Raw genomic sequence first — 19071 nt, forward strand, 5'->3', positions numbered from 1 at the left:
AAGGAATTTTGTGATTAGATTATGCTCTTCCTCACTTAGCAGAAAACTAATCTTATCATCATATAAAATTCCTTTCATACAATGTGATAATAATTTCAATGAAGAAAGTCTATCTTTAAAAACACCTAAAAGTTTTGTCTATCAAGCTACACTTGGCAAACATAAGGTTGCACTCCAAACTTATGGGCTAGAAATTCCACTTTTAGTAGTCGATAGTGTGGTAGAGTGCGACACAAAACTCCAACGAAAAGCCAAGAGCCTAGAAGAAGCAAGAAGTTTCTTGTCAGCACAAAGTAACGCTTCTATTAATATTTTAACTTGTATGATTTTACATTCTAAAAACTTCTATTTTCTAAATCTTAGTCAAACATATTATGAATTTTTTAATTTCAACAAAGAAGATATGGAAACTTATCTTGCTAGTAAAGAATGGAAAAATAAAGCAGGAGCCGTTATGGTAGAGGGATTTCATCAAAAATATATCAAAAAACAAATCGGAGAAACCTCTAATGCTATGGGATTAAACTTCCAAGCACTTCAACCCTTTTTAAAAGAAATATTATGAATACTGGAATGGTTGCTATAATGCTTGCTACTTCAATTGTTATTGGATTAATGGGGCTTATTGCTTTCATTTGGGGGCTAAAGAATGGGCAATTTGATGATGAAAAAAAAATGATGCAAGGTGTTTTATTTGATAGTGAGGAAGACTTACGACATATGGCAAATAATCAATCAATAAAAAAGGGAAAAAATGAAAGAATTTTATAATATTGCAATTATTGGAGGAGGTCCAGGAGGTATTGCTTCTGCGGTTGAATCAGTAATTTTAGGAATCCAAGATGTAATTTTATTTGAAAAAGGAGATGGTCATTCTACAACTATCCGTAAATTTTATAAAGACAAAAAACGAGTAGATAAAGATTATAAGGGACAAAAAATAGAGCTTAATGGTAATATCTATTTCTGCGATGGAACAAAAGAAAGCACCTTAGATTTGTTTGATAAAATCATTAAAGAGAACTGCTTTGAGGTTCATTTCAATACAGAAGTAGAATCCATTAAAAAAAAGGGAGATTTATTTGCTATCCAAACAGCTAATAATGCAACGATAAAGGCTAAATTTATCGTAATCTCCATTGGAAAAATGGGACAACCCAACAAACCTTCTTACCCACTTCCAAGTTCCCTTAAAAATGTAATCAACTTTAATGCCAATACCACTCAAGATGGAGAAAAAATCTTAGTTGTAGGTGGTGGAAACTCTGCTGTTGAATACGCTTGTGTGCTTAGCCAAACTAATCCTATTACACTCAATTATCGACGCACAGAATTTTCAAGAATCAACGAAACAAACCAAGATAATTTAAATGTATGCCTACAATCCCAAAAAATTACTCCAAAATTTGGTATAGATATCCAAAAAATAGAAGATGAAAAAGGCAAACCAAAGGTTTATTTTACAGATGATAGTAGCGAAATTTTTGATAGGATTATTTATGCCATTGGTGGAATAGCCCCTATTGATTTTCTCAAAAAATGTAATTTACAACTCAATGAAGATGGCACTCCTATAGTCGGAGATGATCATCAAAGCTCTGTAGATGGCATTTATATTGCTGGTGATATTCTTTTTAAAAATGGAGGCTCTATTGCAGCAGCATTAAATCACGGATTCCATATTATCCAAAGCATCAAAGCAAGACTTTAAGATTTTAAGGTTTTATTATAGAAGTTTTAGTAGAATAGAAATTTATTTTACAATCTTATTTATAAGGATAAGAAATGGCAAGAAGATGTTTTTTTAGCGGAAAAGGTCCTATGGTTGGCAATAATGTAAGCCACGCAAACAATAAGACAAAAAAAAGATCTCTCCCAAACTTAAGAACCATTAGAATTAAACTAGAGAATGGAACAACTACTAAAATTAAGGTCGCTGCTTCTACTCTAAGAACTATGAAAAAGCACTCTTAATCCTTTATTTTGGATTAAGTAGTGCTGAATAATTTTAAAAAATTCCTCCATTGGGAGGGTGTCCAAAAACCTGATATTGATTTATCAGGACCACTTTATGAACAACTAAAACCTTTTAGAACTCCTTTTATATTATTATTTTTAGGATTGCTTCTTAGCACATTAGGCTATGTGGTTATCTCGGATTACAACCTAATTGAAGCCTTTTTTCAAGCTTCCTATACTTTTACAACAACAGGCTTTGGAGCGCTACAAGAAAGTGAATTTGACGCTTTAGACATCATCTATACAGCAATTGTAATGCTTGCTGGTTCAGCTGTTTTAAGTTTCTTTGTTATTAGTATTATTGATGTATTAAATCGTGGAAAACTCATCTCTATCATCAAGGAACGCAATATGATTTACAAAATCGCCCGACTTAAAAACCACTTCATCATTTGCTATCATAATGAATACACTATCCAGCTCTCTCAACAATTCAGAGAGGCTCATATACCCTTTGTTGTCGTAGATAACAATAATGCACTAGAAGATATTGCAGCAAAATATCACTATCCTTTTTATGTTAATGAAAACCCTCATACAGAAATTGCTATGCTAAAATCCCATCTCTCTAGTGCTAGAGGCGTTATTACGCTTTCAAACAACATTGCGGATAATATTGCACAAATTGCTTCAGTGCGCCTTTATGAAAGGGAATTAGGACGCAAACCCTATTTTATCATTGGCAATGCCAACACTAATGAAGATGAAGAAAAACTCAAAAAACTCGGGGCAGATTATGTCGTATCCCCCTCTAGACTCTTCGCACAAAGAGTTAATGCTATGGCAACCCGCCCAGATATGGAAAACCTCCTTGAACGTTTTGCTTACCAAAAAAACACACCCCTTGATTTAGAAGAAATTCTCGTCCCTCGCTATTCTTGGTTAATCTTAAAAAAACTCAAAGAAACGCATCTGCAAGAAATTACACAGACCTTTATTGTGGGAATTACACAAAAAGATGGCAAATTCATCTCTATGCCAAATGGAGATACATTAATCACCAATGAATGCAAACTACTTGTTATTGGGACTTCCAATGGAGTGCGTTTAACCAAGCAATTAATAGCCAAAAAAGATAAACCTGAGGAGTTAAAATATGTTTAGTCTCTTTCCTATTGATAATGGAGTAGTTGCAGCAGAGGGATTTTTCTGTGATGGCATAAGTGCGGAATTAAAACAAGATTCAATGCCTGATATTGCTTTTATCTACTCTGATACCCCCTGTGAAGTGGAAGCAATTTTCACACAAAACAAGTTTCAAGCCGCACCCATTTTGCACTACAAAAATTACAACCCATCTTTTAAGACAAATTTTGTCTTAATAAATTCTAAAAATGCTAATGCGCTAACAGGCATACAAGGATTAAAAAACATTGAAGAAATCCTCCAAGAACTCCAAACATTACACCCACAAATCATTAATCCCATTATGAGTTCCACAGGTGTAATTGGCGTTCAACTCCCAAAAGAAAAAATCATTCAATCACTCCACCAAATACATTTACACCATACAGACAACAAACAAGCCTCCCTTGCAATTATGACGACGGATAAATTCAATAAAACTCTTGCTTTTGAAGTGCTTTTAAAAGATAAAAGCCATTTTAGAATCGGTGCAATTTGCAAAGGAGCAGGTATGATAAATCCATCCCTTGCGACAATGCTATGTTTCATTACAACCGATGCAGCTATCCCTAAAGATGATATGAAACCATTAATGCAAGAAGCTGTAAAAACAACTTTTAATGCTATTAGTGTCGATGGAGATACCTCAACTAATGATACAATTTTGCTCTTAAGCAATGGCAAAAGCAAAGCTTATGACAAAGAAGCCTTTCTCTTTGCCCTCACACAAATTATGCAACAACTAGCACTAGAGATACTAAGGGATGGAGAAGGTTCTACAAAACTTGTTGCCTTTGAAGTTAAAGGAGCAAAAAATAAAGAAGAAGCAATAAAAGCAGCAAAAGCCCTTAGTCAATCCCTATTGGTTAAAACTGCGCTCTTTGGTTGCGATCCAAATTGGGGTAGGATAGCATCTACCATTGGCGCAAGTGGCATAGAATGCAATCCTGATACCTTAGAAATTTATTTTGGCGATGTATGCGTTTATTCCAAAGGAGAGATTCATTTTGATAATGAAAATGAAAGAAAAGCCGCAAAAATCCTCCAACAAGATTCCTATAAAATCACATGCAATATCGGTTTAGGTGAAGAATCTTTTACCGCTTATGGTTGTGATTTGGGCTATGAATATATTAAAATCAATGCAGATTATAGGAGCTAGAAATTGTTTTAACCAAAGCAACTATAAACCTCTATCCCATACCCTAGAAAACACTGCCTAGAATTTTAAATAATTTCTATTATCCACTACTTGTTTTTAAATACACTTAATTTCTTTGCTCTACATTAAATAACAATCTCAATACAACAGCAATCCATTCAATTTCACAGAAATCTATTAATTCATTCCTCTACAAAACTACTGCATTTTTGTTTTTACAGAATTTTGTTTGACTTTGCAATTTTGTTTAACGACAAGTTTCCACTGCATTATTTATAAGGGGGTATTTTATCAAAGTGCGAAATTTATAGAGTGAGTGGCTTTGAGATGCGGTCAAATAATAGTTTGTTCTTTAAAATACTTTGATTTAAAATGAAAATTAAGCTTAGTTTTTTCACAAAACATCACAAAATGCCTTTGAAAAATGGGTTTTAAGCTCGTATTAAAGGGTATCTAAAACACTCACAAAAATCATCACAAAATTTGCGTTAAGAATTAGGTGTAAATTTTGGAAGGAGACAGATTTTTAAGACTAAGTAACAGAAGATTTTATTTGTTTGATGTCTTTTTTAACTCACGCATTTTTAAAAAAAGATAAGGCAAGCAAATAATCTCACCCCCCACCCCGCACAGAATTAGCAACGATGAATGCTTCTCCTAACTTGTAAGAAAGACTTGTTTTTATCTTTAAATCTTCTTTATAATCACTATAAGATTCTAAAGAAGGGAGTTTAAAGTTTGGATTATTTTGGACTTTTTGCTTATTGCTTTTGCTCTTTGTTGTGTTTGCAAAAAACCATTAAATCCTAACAGGTAGCTTAAGATTCCACTGAAAGTTTTAGCATCTTTAACAAAGATTTGTCCTTTTCTTGTCTGCTTCCAATGTCTTTTGTAAAACTCCATTATCCACGGCTTTTAGCTTAAAGGCTTCTATACATTGCCCTTGCACAACTTCACATACTATCATTTGAAAGACACTCGCAACACCCTTTTTATCTAGCACACTAAGCCTATTAGGGATTCCTGTTAAAAATCGCTCAATAGGTTCTTCTAGGTTCATACCAATAACGCTTTCTCTAGCACCGCTCATTCCTACATCACTTACTCCAAAAGTCCCCTCAAAAATCTCTAAGTCATCAGTCCCTATATGCGTATGAGTGCCTAAAATCGCCCCAATTTTTCCTTTAAGCATCATAAACATTGCTCGCTTCTCACTAGTAGCTTCGGCGTGAAAATCTATAATAATATTCTTTATCCCCTGAAGTCTTAAATCCTCAACAACTTCCTTAGCACAAATAAAAGCATTATCACATTGTGGCATTCCAAAATGTCCCATAAGATTCAGCACGGCAAAAGATTCTTGATTTATTTCTCCACAATACAATCCTGTTCCAATCACAGCTTTTGGATAATTATACGGACGCAAAATCTTAGAATCTTTTTGCTCTAAAAGTGGAAAAATATCCTTTTTATCCCAAGTATGATTCCCTCCTGTAAAAACATCTATCCCATAGGATTTTAATTCTTCATAAGCACCAACGCCAAGCCCAAAGCCGTGACTTGCGTTTTCGCCATTAGCAATTATGCAATCTAAACGATATTCTTCTCTAGCAGTCTGTAAGTATCTGCGCACCCCTTCTCTGCCAATCTTCCCTACAATATCACCAATAAAGCCAAAACGCATTAAAATCTCATTCCAAAAGAACCTGATAACTTCATATTGTTTTCTCTTCTTGCTAATTCATCTACTAAAGATAGATTAAAAAAATAATCCCCATATGTTAAATAATAAGAAACACCAAGTGAAATAAGGTATTTGTTAAGCTCATTTTGTTGGGTAAAGCTCTGTGTTATAAAATCATTAAATCGTGCTTTATTTTTAAGTGTTTTTCCATTTAATCGGTATTCATATATTCCAAAACCCGAAAAGGTATGTTTTAAGAATGTATCTTCAAAGCTATAAGAGAGATTTAAACCACTAGCTAAGGAGGTGGTATGATGATTAATTGGTTGATACTCTTTAGACCATAATTCTCCACTTTCTTTAAAAGATTCTTGATGATAGTAGGCGTAATTAAGATATACCAAAGGCGTTAAAGTAAAATCCTGCAATTCCCAATCTTTTGCTACACCCATTTGCAAAGCAACTGATAAACTATTATATTTGGCATTAATGGAGCTAGTAGAACCTAAAACATTCCTATTCATTTTATTAAAACCATAATTAAAAAAGCTTCCACCAAGAAGCTTGAAAGCTCCAAGATTATAAATCGTATTGACCCCAAAATTTGCATTCTTGGAATCAAAATCACTTTGATTAAATTCTAAATCAGTATTAGAATATTTTAGATTCAAAGTCGCCCTTAAATCACTATTAATATCTTTTCCAATCGCTAAATCTACGCCACTAGAATAACCCTTATTACCATCTCCATTAATTTTTTTATAAGAAGGACTAAGATACCAAAAAAGGTTTTTATTATTTAATTCTAAAAAGTTCCAAGTGTTTGTTAAGCTATCACTACTTACAGAAGCCAAATATTGGGGTTCTTGATGAAGATTAAAGGCTAAAGAAGTAGCAGCACTAGGATTAAGAGCAAAGAGCATATTATGCTGTGTGGTAGATAAACTATTATTAGCATCTGAAGCTGCATTGTCCAAATAACTCTTTCCCTCAATACTTTCTAAAATCTGCACAGAATTAGGACTATTATCTAAGAGTGCAAAGTAATTTTTATAACCCTCCGATAAATTTCTATCATTCCTTATTTCCCTTAAAACACTTCCTACATTACTATTTGCGGTATTATAAGCATCTCCTTTAAGTGCAGGAGCAACAATAATTCCTTTATTAGCCGCATTAATCGTTGTTTTATCTGCATCAAGCACAGCTTCAAAACTCATCGCATTATTTTCCTTAACCCTCACTTCTGTGAATTTATCAATAGAATCGCCAAGTTTCCCTAAATCAATTTTGACATATTCCCCACTATAAAAAAACTGCTGGAGGGGAATATACTCTAATACCCCACTTTGAATATCATAACTACCAGCAAGAAGTAAAGAGTTTTTATCGCGCCCAAAATCAAGTTGCAAAAGACTATCTACACCTACTTGTCTATAAGTCCCTCTCACTTCTAAATTACTCAAATCCTCATTACCAACCCTTACAACACCTTCGTTCATTAAATCTTTATGAATAATCCCATTACCACTTAGTTTCCCGCCTTTTTCAACAAACACATTACTATTAACTAGCTCCCCCCCGCTTTTAGCACTCCTTTTTAATCTCAATGCTCCATCTTGAATGATAGTAGAACCCCTATAAGTATTCACACCACTAAAAGTCAATTCTCCCTTTCCCTTCTTAATAAACCCAACATTAAGGTTTTGCATATTTGTTGGCAGATTTTTTGCACCACTATAATGCAGACTATCATCCCACTGCTTTTGGGCAATATTGTTACTAAACTCTGCATTAGCCCCTTGTGTATCAACCTGATAATAGAGTTCTTCGGTATTATTTTTAAGCCTTGCTTTGTCTCTATCATTAAGGCGATTAGCATCTAAGGTAGCCACCCCCCCTAAAGCCTTTTTTACATCTAAAATGCCTTGCCCAAAGACAGCTTCCCTACTTAATCGAACAACTGCCTCATAATTTGCAGGGATTACCTTTGTAATAAGATTATTTAAAATATTATCTGCTTCAGTGCCTGTATAGCCCTCTGCTATCAAATCTTGCTTAATTTGCTGCGTATTATTATTTGCTGGTGGAGCATTATCAATATAAATAATCGTATAATACACATTATTGGGGTTATTGACATTGGTGCTTCTTTTTACCACCAATTTAGGGGCTTGATAATCTTTATTAGCTGTGCTTAATAAAATATCTGCGATTTGCTTACCATTTAAAAAGGGAAATTTCTGTGCCACTAATGCCGCTGCACCACTCACCATAGGAGCTGCCATAGAAGTTCCACTTTGTTTGAAATAGTCATTTACACCTCTAGCATCTACACTATTGATTTGCCCTCCAAATGCCATTAAAGAATAATTTTCGCTCTTTAAAAAACCATTACTAAAATCACTCACTCCCTTAGCGGTTACTCTTAATTTATCTCCATCTCTAAAAACACCATCAGCATTTAGAGAGCCAACATTAATAAAAGAACGTAAATTCTCATCAAAACTTGGCAAAATAGAATTCAATCCTGAAGAAATGATTCCCTCATTTCCACTGGCAAACACAAGCAATGTCTGATTTTTTTGCGCTAAATTACTTATTTCTTCGGCATAAGAAAATTGATAGACATTTTGTAAAAAAAACTCGGATGGCTGCGTATCATAAAAAAATCCCCTATCAAAAGATAAATCTTGAATACCAACAAAAGGATAAAATGTATCATTCCAACTATTATTAATAATCTTTACCTTATTTTTTGTAAAAAAGTCTGTAAAACTAGGAGGAACGCCATTCCCAAAGATTTGTCCAGAATAAAGCATAGCATCATAAGCTACACCGTGGGGCTTAGATGAATCAAGTTTCTCTCCAGCAATAATGCCTCCCACATGACTTCCATGTCCATTACTAGAGGCATCAAATATCGCTTCTCCCCCTATTTTATTCTTTAAACTAATATGATTTTTATTCATAGCAGAATCCAACACACCGACATTAACACCCTTACCTGTAATACCTTGCTTATAAACATCTTGTGCATTAATTAAATCTAAAGCTTTAGAATTCACAAAATTATCTGCCAAAATTTTTACAAACGAAAAAATCCATAAAATAATTAAAACTCGCATTTTCCCCTACTTAAAGATATTTTTCAATTTCACAAAAACCGCCTCTAACACCTTATCTTCCTCTTTAGTTTCTGCGTAAAAAGTCTCTTGCTTTTTGTCCAAAAAAACAAAAGCGATTTTTTCTGCATAATTAAAGATTTTAGAGATTCTAGCATTTCTTGCTAAAATCTTAATTATAATAAGGTCTAAAAATTGTTTAGAATAAATATCTAATTGCCCAAATCTCTCTTCAATCTCTCTAGCAATATCATAAACATTTTTAGCATCCTCGCAACGAGAAAGTCTCCTATATAACTCTAAGCGCAATGATTCAGATGCAATAAGCTCTGGATTTAAAAACGCTGTAACACTTAATTTAACATCTATATTGTTTTCTTCTTTAATATTCCCACTTAAGGTATAAATCGCCTCTTCAAGCATTCTTAAATAAAGGGAATAACCGATATTTTTAATATGCCCACTTTGTGCTTCTCCTAAAAGATTCCCTCCTCCCCTGATTTCTAAATCGTGATAAGCTAAAGCACCACCACTCCCCAAATAAGAATTTTTTTCTAAAGCCAAAAGCCTTTTTTTGGCTTCTTGAGTAATAGGTGTAGAATCTTCTAGCAGAAAATAACAAAACCCCTCTTTGTTTCCCCTACCTACCCTTCCTCTTAGTTGATGCAAATCCGCAATTCCAAATCTATCACTCTTATCAATTAAAATCGTATTAGCATTGGGTAAATGCAATCCAGATTCCACAATGGAAGTGCAAAGAAGTATATCAAACTCTCCTCTAGCAAAGCCCAACAATATATATTCTCCCTCTTGTTGAGGAATCTGTGAATGCAAAATAGCAATTTTCAAATGGGGCAAAAGTGCTAAGATTTCTTCCTTTTTGCGCTTTATAGAGGCGATATTGTTATAAATATAAAAAACCTGCCCACCTCTTCTTAACTCCCTTAAAATACTCTGCTTTATTAAAGAATCCGAATACACCTTAACAAAACTCCTAACTGCCAACCTCTCATTTGGAGGTTCTTTCAACTCACTTAAGCCTTTAATATGCGATAGTGCCATATTAAGAGTTCTTGGAATAGGTGTAGCAGACATCGTAAGGAGGTGAATATTCGTGCTTAAATCTTTAATCTTTTCTTTTTGTTTAACGCCAAATTTATGCTCTTCATCTACAACCATTAAGGCAAGATTCTTAAAAATCACATTCAAAAGTGCGTGCGTTCCTACAACCATTTGTATCTCTCCGCTTTGCAAACCCTTTAAAATCTCCTTTTTTTCTTTAGTAGATACATACCTATCAAGCCTTGCAATCTTCACCCCAAAACCACTTAATCTCTTCTCAATAGTCTGAAAATGTTGATAAGCTAGGAGTGTTGTAGGGACAATAATAGCGCATTGGTAGCCACTTAAAAAACAAGCAAACATAGCATTCATAGCCACTTCTGTTTTACCAAATCCAACATCACCGCTTAGTAATCTATCCATAACCCTATGGCTTGATAAATCTTTAAATATCTCTTTGATAGCGCTTTTTTGACTTTGCGTATAGACAAAACCACTTTGAGATTGAAAAAGTAAAATTTCTTCTTTATTGGTATCAATAGCTATCCCATCAATAAGCTCTCTTTTTGCAGCAAGAGCCACAATAGCCTCTGCAATAACAAGCAATTTTTCACGCACTTTTTCCTTTAGCCTAGCAAAAGAACCTTTGCCTAATTTATCCAAAAGAGGTATTCCGTCCCCATCAGCAATGTATCTATCAATCCTATCAAGATTTTCTACGGGTAAAAGTAGCTTATCCTCTCCTAAATATTTTAACTCAATAAAATCTCTAGTTGCTCCAAAAATATTGGCTTGGATAATGCCATTAAAAAGTGCTACCCCATAATCAATATGCACGACATAATCGCCCTTTTTTAACTCATCAATTAAAATCTTACTTACAAACTTCTGTTTTCGTTTCGTAGCAGTATTTAAAGACAGGATTAAAAGCTCTTTACCTAAAATCCAAATACCATAGTCTCTCTCTAAACAAAATTCATATTCTTTATGCTCACTAGGGAGAATCCCTGCTTGATGAAGTTGGGATTGTGTTTTAGAAATAATGGTGATTTTTTTATCTTTATGTAATGTTAAAAAGGTAGAAATTTGATTAAACTTCAAATCAAAATCTTGATAATGACTCGATTCTTCTAAAACTTCAAAGGTTGAAATCTCCTCTAAAACCTGCGTATTATGCTCTTTAAACTTCATAATTTCTGAGATTAATGTTAAGACTTGGGGTAATAATTTACAAGGGTATTCTTGGAATAAATATTGAGTATCCTCCAAATACCATAACCCAAAAGAAGCAACCAAAGCATTACTCCTATCTTGCACTTCTTCTTTAGCAAGATTTTTTTCTATGTTTTGCAAAAGCTTCTCATAGCCTAAACTATCAAGATTAAAAAAAGCTGGAGGAATCTCTAAAGCCTCTATTTCTTCTTTAAAAGAAATTTGCGTCTGGACATCAAAACTTCTTATGCTTTCTACTTCATCACCAAATAAAGAAATCCGCACAGGATTTTCTAAATGAGGCAGAAAAATATCTATAATATCTCCACGAATAGAGACTTCCCTGCCCATCTCTACAAATTCTACAAATTCATAACCAAAATGCAAGAGCTGTTCTTTAAATTCTTGCAAATTAATCAACATTCCAAATTCTATTTTAAAGCCCTGCAAGGATTCTAATTTTGGCATTTTATGCAATAAAGTATGCAAAGGAGCGAATAATAATTTCTCTTTTTTGTATTGATAAAATGCTTTAAGGGTGTTAAAAATTTCTGAAAGTTCTTCTTGATAGCTTCTTAAATCTTCCCCAAAAACCACTGCAAAATCAGGTAAGACAAAAGACTTAAACCCAAGAAACTCTGCTACATCACTTAACTTATGGGCTTGAATCTTATCTTCGACAAGAAAGATTAAGCCTTCTTTATAAGTCTTTTGAAAATGACCTTTGTTAGTATTTAAAAACTCATAAATACTACTTTGACTCAATAGCTTCCTTGTTTTGAAGAGTTATACTATTAGGTTTAATAGTGTTCCCAAAAGATTGCTTATATTCTGTATCATAAACATTTTTATATTCATTACCTTTATGGACAATACTTTGACCAACAAGCTCACCTGTTTTTTCAATAATAAGTTCTTTAGCGACAATCTCCCCTTCAATCCTCCCTTGAGGCAAAATCTCTATAATATTACAAGTGCAACTTCCCATAACCTTACCACTTACCACTAAATGTTCTGTATTAATATTCCCATTGACATTGCCATTTTTACCAATTATTACATTATTTTTAGCAATAATACCGCCCTCTAAATTCCCATCAATATGTAAATTACACTCACTAAGAATATCACCTTTTATTCTAGTGCCTTGAGCGATAATACTTGTGTTTCCTGAATTTCCGATAGACTGTTTATCACCGTTAGTAAAGATTGCCATTTTATACTCTTCTCCTTTTCAAAAATTTCTGTATAATCCCTCATAGTCCATTCTATAAAGGGTCGAGGATTCAAATCCTTTGCCAAATAACGAATCTCATAATGCAAATGAGGTCCCGTGCTTCTTCCAGTGTTCCCAGAATATGCAATTAATTGCCCTCGTCTTACAAAATCTCCTTTTTGCACAGCAATTTGGCTTAAATGTGCATAGAAGGTTTTAAATCCAAAAGCGTGCTCTAATTTTACCATAATTCCATATCCACCATTATAGCTACCACCCACGAAATCCGCTACACCATCAGCTGGTGCATAAATAGGAGTTCCAATAGGAACCCCAAAATCCATTCCCGTATGAGAATGCGTTCGTTTTGTAATAGGATGCACCCTTAATCCCCATTCCGCTGTAACACGATAAGCACCGCGCAAAGGAGATCCATTAGGGATTAACTGCATAACCAAAGCTTTTTGCGTTCCTGTAATCTTTGCTAAATCTACCCTCTCTACAAGACTTAAATCTGTCTCAATAATCCTATCACTTAACCCAACAATCCCCTCTAAGTCTTCTATTCTATCAGAAACTATCATAAGCTCTTCAGTTTTTTCATTAATTAAATCCTGAAGATGTTGATTTTTTTCATTAATTTTCAAATACTCTTTTTGCATCGAATTTCGCTTGTCTTCAATCTGCTTAACTTCTTTTAAGAGTAATTGAATAGAAATAAAGCTAAAGAAAAAAATCACTACTACCAGCAAAACAACATACAAAATAATTTGTTTCATATACTGATGGATATTATATTGTTTAGACCCATTAATATCTGTAATAGTTACGATAAATCGATTTTTCATCTTTTAAACTTTCTCAAAAATTCTCCCACCACACTAAAAGAACCACAAACTAAATATTTCTCGTTTTTGTTTAAAGTCGAAAAATATTTATAAGGTATTCCTAATATCTTTAAAATCTGCTCTAAATCTCCCTTTGCTATCATTCTTGGATGATTCAAAGCAAAAATCTCTAGACTTTTAGTAATGGGCTTTAAAACCTCTAAAATTGCCTTTGGGTTTTTATCTTTATAAGAATTATAAACTAAAATATATTTGTCTTTACTAAAATTTTCTAAAATTGCCTTTGCGCCCCCTACATTATGCACCACATCTAGCCATACATTGGAAAATAATTGTTGCATTCTTCCTTGTAAATCTAGCTTTGGGAGATTAAGAATATCTCCTTCATACCCTAAATCCCTAAAAGCATAATAAGCTAAAGCCAAATTCTCCTGCTGATACTTAGGATAGGCATTGTTATAACAATATTTTTTTATATCCTCTGAAATATCTTTAGAATCCAAAATAGATAATTGTGTTTTTTTATTTTCTGCAATCTCTTTGGCGATCTTTATCACAGGAGAAAAACTTTGGATTCCTAAAATAGCCCTTTTATCCATTGCATTAAGCTTTGTTCTAGCAATAGCCTCCAAACTTTCTCCTAAAAACTCCTGATGATCAAAACTTATAGAAGTAAAAAGGGTTAAAATAGGCTTAGTGCAAGTTGTTGTTGAATCAAATTCCCCCCCAAGTCCTGCCTCACAAACAAAATAATCACATTCCTTAAAAACTTCTAAAGCCAAAAAAGTTAAAACTTCAAAATAACTAGCCTCTTGGAGAGACTTTGGGTTTAAGCTCAAAAAAGCCTTATTTAAATCTTCCAAAGAAACATTTGCACCATTTAACCAAAAACGTTCATTAAAATGTAGCAAATGCGGGGAAGAAAAATGCCCTACATTAAAACCTCTTTGTCTTAGCAAAAGACTTAAAAAGCGTCCTACGCTACCTTTCCCATTAGTTCCGATAACTTGGATAATTTTACATTTTAAATTAGACAAATTAGGCAAAGAATGTAAAATAGTTGGAGCTCTTCTAGGATCAAAAGGGGCATATTCACTCCCCTTTTGTTCTAAAAAATCTTCAATCTTCATAATCAATAACGCCTTGTGTATCTTTATGTTTCACAAATTCCTCTAAAGTTACCTTTAGCATTTTCTCTAAACTTTCTTCATCAATGCGGTGTGAAACTTGAGCGCTAAGTTTTATATGAATACGCGTTTGTTGATAGATAAAAGTGCTTTTCTTGACTTCTGTATCTAATTGACGAATAAATGCAATAGCTTGATCCTTTTGTCGTTCTAATAAACAAGCTAAAAATTCCTCCTCCCCATAATAAGCAATCAAATCACTAGCATTACTATATTGCTTTAAAAACTTTCCAAGTATAGCCAATACTCGTTTTAATGCTTCCTTTCCATGAGCTTCAATGGCTTGATCATAACCCACAATACCAAAAACAACCACCGCATAATTTCTCTTATTTTCTTTATATTCCCTTTCGGCAAAATTCAAAACATCTTGCATACCTTCCTTGCTTATCAAAGTCGTTGCAGAATTAATTGGCAAAGAATCCATATCCGTATATTTTAAAACACTAGTTTTTTCAGCATTCAATGTTTGCTCGGGCTTTAAATCTTCTTCTGGGAGGGTAGGAGAAAGAGATAATTCTTGAAAAAAAGTTTCTATTTTTTTTAGGAGATTTTTTCCAATCTCTCTGTCCCTACTGCCCTTTAAATACTTCTTTACTTCCTTTTGCAAACTTTTAAATTTATCATTTGCTATTTTCAAATCACTAATAAATTCTAAAGTTTTATCAAAATCATTCCATTTTACTTCTAAGTGTTTTTGAGATTGCTCAATCCAACGTTTTTTATAATTCTCTTTGGCTTGAAAACTAATTTTATCTATTTCTATAAGCTCACCTTTAGCAAGGGTATTAATCTCTTTATTAGGATGAGTAGATAACAATCTTAAAAAAATCTTTTCTGTTTCTAATAAGGTATTAAAGTTTTTTCTATAATGATAAATTAGATTAAGCACTTTGATAAGAAAAATCGTTAATTCATCTTTATTTTTAAAAGTTTTATTACCAATCTCCTTAGCATCTCCTTGAAGCATTCCTAATAACCGATTTAAATCAATGGGTTCTTCTTCCTTTGTCTTTATCCCCATCTTTTTCATCTGGCGATAATATTCTTTTTCATACGCCTCTGGTGTTGGTTCAATTTTGTTTTCTATGAGCTGCCGTAAAGTTTCTCTGGCTATCAATTTTATATTTGGCATTATGAAATATCAATCCCAATTTGTGAAATAAAGTTATCTAAGGTATTTAAAACTGCTTTATTAATCGCTTCCATTCTTATAGAATCCGTAATAACTGAAACATCACCTAAAGCAAAATTATAATATCCCTGCTTAGTGAAAACTCTCGTTTTTTGTGTAACTTTGTTCGTATATTTAAATTCAATCTCTGTTTGACATTGATAAAAAGTCGAAAAACCTATGGTATTTTCTGCTAGAGGGGAGAAACTAATATTTTTTAAAATAATTTCAATCACTGCAATAGAATCTTCTTTGTCCCCAATAGGAGTATGGAGCTTTTTAAAAATAGCCTTAGATACCTCATCTTTTAAAGTTACACTATTTTTAGGATCTCTTACATCAATTTTGACTTCTACAAAAACCCTATCCCCAAAAGCTTCTTTAGTATGATGAGCTATAGGCGTATAACCACAACCCATCAAAACAAGCATAAAAATAAGCAAACTATACTTCTTCATACAACCACCAAATTAACTAATTTATTAGGCACAACAATCTCTTTAAGAATCTTCTTATCAAGGAGCCATTTTGCAACTAAGGTTTTTGCCCTATCTATGATAATCTCCTTAGAGGTATCAAAAGCTACTTCAATCTCCCCCCTAAGTTTTCCATTAATCGTAATTGCCATAACAACAACATCAGTTTGCAAGGCTTCTTCATCAATAGATAATTCTTTAAAATTTTCCAAATTAAAATATTGCTGACTAAGCTCCCAGCAGATATGTGGAATAATAGGTTCTAAGACATTTAATAAAACAAAATATCCCTCACTCCATATCTGTGCATTATCTTGCTCACTTAGTGCATTGAGAGCTTCCATACAAGCAGCAATTAAAGTATTAAAAGCATAACCGCTCTCATAGCTAAACACTTCATTGGATTTTTTTAAAGCCTCATAGATCTTTCTTCTAGCAAACTTTTCTTCTTTGGTGAGTTTATGGGTGTCAATGCTTGGTAGGGCATTCATCTTTTGAGCTTTCTCTATCCTCGCACATAATCGCTTAATAAATTTAAAAGCCCCTTCTAATGCAGAATCATTCCATTCTAGCTCTTTGGTAGGAGGAGCAGCAAAGAGAATAAAAAGCCTTGCTGTATCAGCACCATATTCTCTAATAATCTCTTCGGGATTGACAACATTTCCTTTTGATTTGCTCATCTTAGCACCCTCTTTTATCACCATACCTTGCGTAAGTAAATGCAAAAAAGGCTCACTTTGCTCCGTATATCCTAAATCCCTTAAAACCTTTGTAAAAAAACGAGAATAAAGCAAGTGCAAAATAGCGTGTTCAATACCTCCAATATATTCATCAACACTCATCCAATACTTTTCATCTTCTGCACTTAAAATTACCTCTTCTCTCTTTTGTGGCGGGGTTGTATAGCGCAAAAAATACCAACTTGATTCTACAAAAGTATCTAAAGTATCACTCTCCCTTTGCGCTTCTCTCCCACATTTTGGGCAAACACACTTCCTCCAAAGAGTATGCTTCTCTAAAGGATTTCCCTCCCCATTAATCACTACATCTTCTGGCAATTTAACAGGTAAATTTGCCTTATCTTCAGGCACAATTCCACAATTACTGCAATGGATAAGCGGTATAGGAGTCCCCCAATATCTTTGGCGAGAAACCCCCCAATCGCGCAATTTATAATTAATCACAACCGAACCTAAATTTTCTCTTTGAAAATAATCAATGATTTTTTGTTTAGCAGTTTTTGAATCCAATCCATCATACTCTTGCGAATTAATTAATTTCCCTGCTCCACAATAAGGCAATGGAGTATCACTATCCCCAACAATGACTTGCTTAAGAGGAAGATGATATTTCTTAGCAAAATCAAAATCCCTCTCATCGTGTGCTGGGACACCCATTACAGCACCACTCCCATATCCCATTAAAACAAAGTTTGCTGTCCAAAGAGGTATTTTCTCTTGAGTTAAGGGGTGAATAACATTAACCCCTAAAGCAAACCCTTCTTTTTCCTGCAAAGAACGTTCTTTAATAGCAACATTTTGCATTCTTTGGATTTGTTGTTGAATCTCCTCTTTTAATAATCCTTGTTGGATTAAAGCCATTACCAAAGGATGCTCTGGTGCTAAAGCGCAATAGCTCACACCAAAGATAGTATCAGCACGAGTAGTAAAGACTTCTACATCTTTTAAAACTTGTCCATCAATCTCTAAAGGATTTTCTAATAAAAACTTAAAGCTTAATCCTTCAGACCTACCAATCCAATTTTTTTGCATTGTTAAAACTGCATTTGGCCACTTACCTTCTAAAAGGCTTAAATCCTCTAAAAGACTTTGCGCATAATCTGTGATTTTAATAAAATATTGATACATCTCCTTTTGAATAACTTGCGTATCACAACGCCAACACCCTCCTTCAATAACCTGTTCATTAGCTAATACGGTTTGATCTTTTGGACACCAATTCAAAAAACCTTTTTTACGATAAATAAGTCCCTTCTCCCACATATCAATAAATAAACTTTGCTCCCATTTAGAATAGAGAGTATCACAAGTGGCTAATTCTCTAGTTTTAGAAAAAGAAAAACCAAGAGAATAAAGCTGTTTTCGCATATTTTCAATATTGCTATAAGTCCAATCTTTAGGATGGGTTTTATGCTTGATAGCTGCATTTTCTGCAGGCATTCCAAAAGCATCCCAACCAATAGGATGCAAAACATTAAAACCCTTTTTTCGGAATCTTCTAGCAATCGCATCACTAATACAATAATTACGGACATGCCCCATATGGATATTCCCACTAGGATAAGGAAACATACTTAAAATATATTTTTTAGGAAGTTTCGTATCTTCTTTAGGCTCATAAGCATTATTTTGTTCCCAAAAATTCTGCCATTTTGCCTCAATAACTTTTGCATTATACTCCATCACCACTCCTAACTATAATTATTATAGTTCTTGACACTCTCAACAACGACAAAAATAATGGAAACTATGTTAGCTGCTAAAGCCCCTAAGGCAAGTGCAACAGCAACAGCAACATCATTAAATGCCTGCATATAAATAAAAGCAGGAACTAAATGCAAATCCGCAACCAAAGAGGCTGCCATAATCTCTGAAGACATATAATTCCTAACCCCTACTTTTAAAATTGTAGAGAGCATATTAACACCAGCGGCAATAAAAAGCATAATAACATTTTGCTCATACAAAAAACCAATCGTTGAAGTCAAACTCATCAAAATAAAAAAAATAAAAATAACTTTTCCCCAGTCCATAAACGCTC

General features: G+C 33.6%; 16 protein-coding genes. 6 read left to right on the forward strand and 10 right to left on the reverse strand.

What is annotated here, in order from left to right; genetic code table 11:
• The first annotated feature begins 10 nt into the window (after positions 1–10).
• The 6 genes from maf to argJ all read left to right on the forward strand — a co-directional run bounded on the left by maf (position 11) and on the right by argJ (position 4306).
• Positions 11–565, forward strand: a complete 555-nt coding sequence (maf, locus tag C6H18_RS00210; protein ID WP_104721116.1) for a septum formation inhibitor Maf — start codon at positions 11–13, stop codon at positions 563–565.
• Complete coding sequence (ccoS, locus tag C6H18_RS00215) at positions 562–771, forward strand: cbb3-type cytochrome oxidase assembly protein CcoS (RefSeq protein WP_104721117.1); 210 nt, start codon at positions 562–564, stop codon at positions 769–771. Before maf ends, ccoS begins: the two co-directional genes overlap by 4 nt.
• Positions 755–1711 carry an NAD(P)-binding domain-containing protein gene (locus tag C6H18_RS00220; protein WP_104721118.1) on the forward strand — a complete coding sequence of 319 codons (957 nt, stop codon included), beginning with the start codon at positions 755–757 and terminating at the stop codon, positions 1709–1711. Before ccoS ends, C6H18_RS00220 begins: the two co-directional genes overlap by 17 nt.
• A 74-nt stretch (positions 1712–1785) precedes the next feature.
• Positions 1786–1974 carry a 50S ribosomal protein L28 gene (gene rpmB / locus C6H18_RS00225; RefSeq protein ID WP_104721119.1) on the forward strand — a complete coding sequence of 63 codons (189 nt, stop codon included), beginning with the start codon at positions 1786–1788 and terminating at the stop codon, positions 1972–1974.
• 21 nt (positions 1975–1995) lie between these two features.
• Positions 1996–3123 carry a potassium channel family protein gene (locus tag C6H18_RS00230; RefSeq protein ID WP_104721120.1) on the forward strand — a complete coding sequence of 376 codons (1128 nt, stop codon included), beginning with the start codon at positions 1996–1998 and terminating at the stop codon, positions 3121–3123.
• Positions 3116–4306: a bifunctional glutamate N-acetyltransferase/amino-acid acetyltransferase ArgJ gene (argJ, locus tag C6H18_RS00235; RefSeq protein WP_104721121.1), complete on the forward strand. Its 1191-nt coding sequence runs from the start codon at positions 3116–3118 to the stop codon at positions 4304–4306. Before C6H18_RS00230 ends, argJ begins: the two co-directional genes overlap by 8 nt.
• Before the next feature lie 847 nt (positions 4307–5153).
• Here argJ and C6H18_RS00240 read toward each other — a convergent pair.
• From C6H18_RS00240 to C6H18_RS00285, 10 genes are read right to left on the reverse strand one after another with little or no spacing between them, the layout of a single operon-like run.
• The gene (locus C6H18_RS00240; protein ID WP_104721122.1) at positions 5154–5990 is read right to left on the reverse strand and encodes a TIGR00282 family metallophosphoesterase; all 837 of its coding nucleotides are present in this window, start codon (positions 5988–5990) and stop codon (positions 5154–5156) included.
• Positions 5990–9118, reverse strand: coding sequence for a S8 family serine peptidase (locus C6H18_RS00245; protein ID WP_104721123.1), 3129 nt, complete (start codon positions 9116–9118; stop codon positions 5990–5992). Before C6H18_RS00245 ends, C6H18_RS00240 begins: the two co-directional genes overlap by 1 nt.
• A gap of 6 nt (positions 9119–9124) precedes the next feature.
• Positions 9125–12154 (reverse strand): transcription-repair coupling factor, encoded by a 3030-nt coding sequence (mfd, locus tag C6H18_RS00250; RefSeq protein WP_104721124.1) that lies wholly within the window; start codon positions 12152–12154, stop codon positions 9125–9127.
• Complete coding sequence (locus tag C6H18_RS00255; RefSeq protein ID WP_104721125.1) at positions 12141–12605, reverse strand: bactofilin family protein; 465 nt, start codon at positions 12603–12605, stop codon at positions 12141–12143. The genes mfd and C6H18_RS00255 overlap by 14 nt, the downstream gene beginning before the upstream one ends.
• Positions 12524–13453: a M23 family metallopeptidase gene (locus tag C6H18_RS00260; RefSeq protein ID WP_104721126.1), complete on the reverse strand. Its 930-nt coding sequence runs from the start codon at positions 13451–13453 to the stop codon at positions 12524–12526. The genes C6H18_RS00255 and C6H18_RS00260 overlap by 82 nt, the downstream gene beginning before the upstream one ends.
• Positions 13450–14583 carry a bifunctional folylpolyglutamate synthase/dihydrofolate synthase gene (locus C6H18_RS00265; protein WP_233704005.1) on the reverse strand — a complete coding sequence of 378 codons (1134 nt, stop codon included), beginning with the start codon at positions 14581–14583 and terminating at the stop codon, positions 13450–13452. Before C6H18_RS00265 ends, C6H18_RS00260 begins: the two co-directional genes overlap by 4 nt.
• A complete protein-coding gene (locus C6H18_RS00270; protein WP_104721127.1) occupies positions 14573–15775 on the reverse strand; it encodes a diguanylate cyclase domain-containing protein in 1203 nt (400 codons plus the stop codon). The genes C6H18_RS00265 and C6H18_RS00270 overlap by 11 nt, the downstream gene beginning before the upstream one ends.
• A complete protein-coding gene (locus C6H18_RS00275) occupies positions 15775–16272 on the reverse strand; it encodes a hypothetical protein (RefSeq protein WP_104721128.1) in 498 nt (165 codons plus the stop codon). The genes C6H18_RS00270 and C6H18_RS00275 overlap by 1 nt, the downstream gene beginning before the upstream one ends.
• Positions 16269–18713, reverse strand: a complete 2445-nt coding sequence (gene leuS, locus C6H18_RS00280) for a leucine--tRNA ligase (RefSeq protein WP_104721129.1) — start codon at positions 18711–18713, stop codon at positions 16269–16271. Before leuS ends, C6H18_RS00275 begins: the two co-directional genes overlap by 4 nt.
• 8 nt (positions 18714–18721) lie before the next feature.
• The gene (locus C6H18_RS00285; protein ID WP_104721130.1) at positions 18722–19063 is read right to left on the reverse strand and encodes a DUF6394 family protein; all 342 of its coding nucleotides are present in this window, start codon (positions 19061–19063) and stop codon (positions 18722–18724) included.
• Between the last annotated feature and the right edge of the window lie 8 nt (positions 19064–19071).

This window comes from Helicobacter mesocricetorum (assembly GCF_900198605.1).
Classification (GTDB): domain Bacteria; phylum Campylobacterota; class Campylobacteria; order Campylobacterales; family Helicobacteraceae; genus Helicobacter_D; species Helicobacter_D mesocricetorum.

What these genes read in the sequence shown, in the direction of transcription:
- ccoS (WP_104721117.1), top strand. Translation starts at nt 562, where the DNA reads ATGAATACTGGAATGGTTGCTATAATGCTTGCTACTTCAATTGTTATT.
- C6H18_RS00220 (WP_104721118.1), top strand. Translation starts at nt 755, where the DNA reads ATGAAAGAATTTTATAATATTGCAATTATTGGAGGAGGTCCAGGAGGT.
- rpmB (WP_104721119.1), top strand. Translation starts at nt 1,786, where the DNA reads ATGGCAAGAAGATGTTTTTTTAGCGGAAAAGGTCCTATGGTTGGCAAT.
- argJ (WP_104721121.1), top strand. Translation starts at nt 3,116, where the DNA reads ATGTTTAGTCTCTTTCCTATTGATAATGGAGTAGTTGCAGCAGAGGGA.
- C6H18_RS00240 (WP_104721122.1), bottom strand. Translation starts at nt 5,990, where the DNA reads ATGCGTTTTGGCTTTATTGGTGATATTGTAGGGAAGATTGGCAGAGAA.
- C6H18_RS00245 (WP_104721123.1), bottom strand. Translation starts at nt 9,118, where the DNA reads ATGCGAGTTTTAATTATTTTATGGATTTTTTCGTTTGTAAAAATTTTG.
- C6H18_RS00255 (WP_104721125.1), bottom strand. Translation starts at nt 12,605, where the DNA reads ATGGCAATCTTTACTAACGGTGATAAACAGTCTATCGGAAATTCAGGA.
- C6H18_RS00260 (WP_104721126.1), bottom strand. Translation starts at nt 13,453, where the DNA reads ATGAAAAATCGATTTATCGTAACTATTACAGATATTAATGGGTCTAAA.
- C6H18_RS00265 (WP_233704005.1), bottom strand. Translation starts at nt 14,583, where the DNA reads ATGAAGATTGAAGATTTTTTAGAACAAAAGGGGAGTGAATATGCCCCT.
- C6H18_RS00270 (WP_104721127.1), bottom strand. Translation starts at nt 15,775, where the DNA reads ATGCCAAATATAAAATTGATAGCCAGAGAAACTTTACGGCAGCTCATA.
- C6H18_RS00275 (WP_104721128.1), bottom strand. Translation starts at nt 16,272, where the DNA reads ATGAAGAAGTATAGTTTGCTTATTTTTATGCTTGTTTTGATGGGTTGT.
- leuS (WP_104721129.1), bottom strand. Translation starts at nt 18,713, where the DNA reads ATGGAGTATAATGCAAAAGTTATTGAGGCAAAATGGCAGAATTTTTGG.
- C6H18_RS00285 (WP_104721130.1), bottom strand. Translation starts at nt 19,063, where the DNA reads ATGGACTGGGGAAAAGTTATTTTTATTTTTTTTATTTTGATGAGTTTG.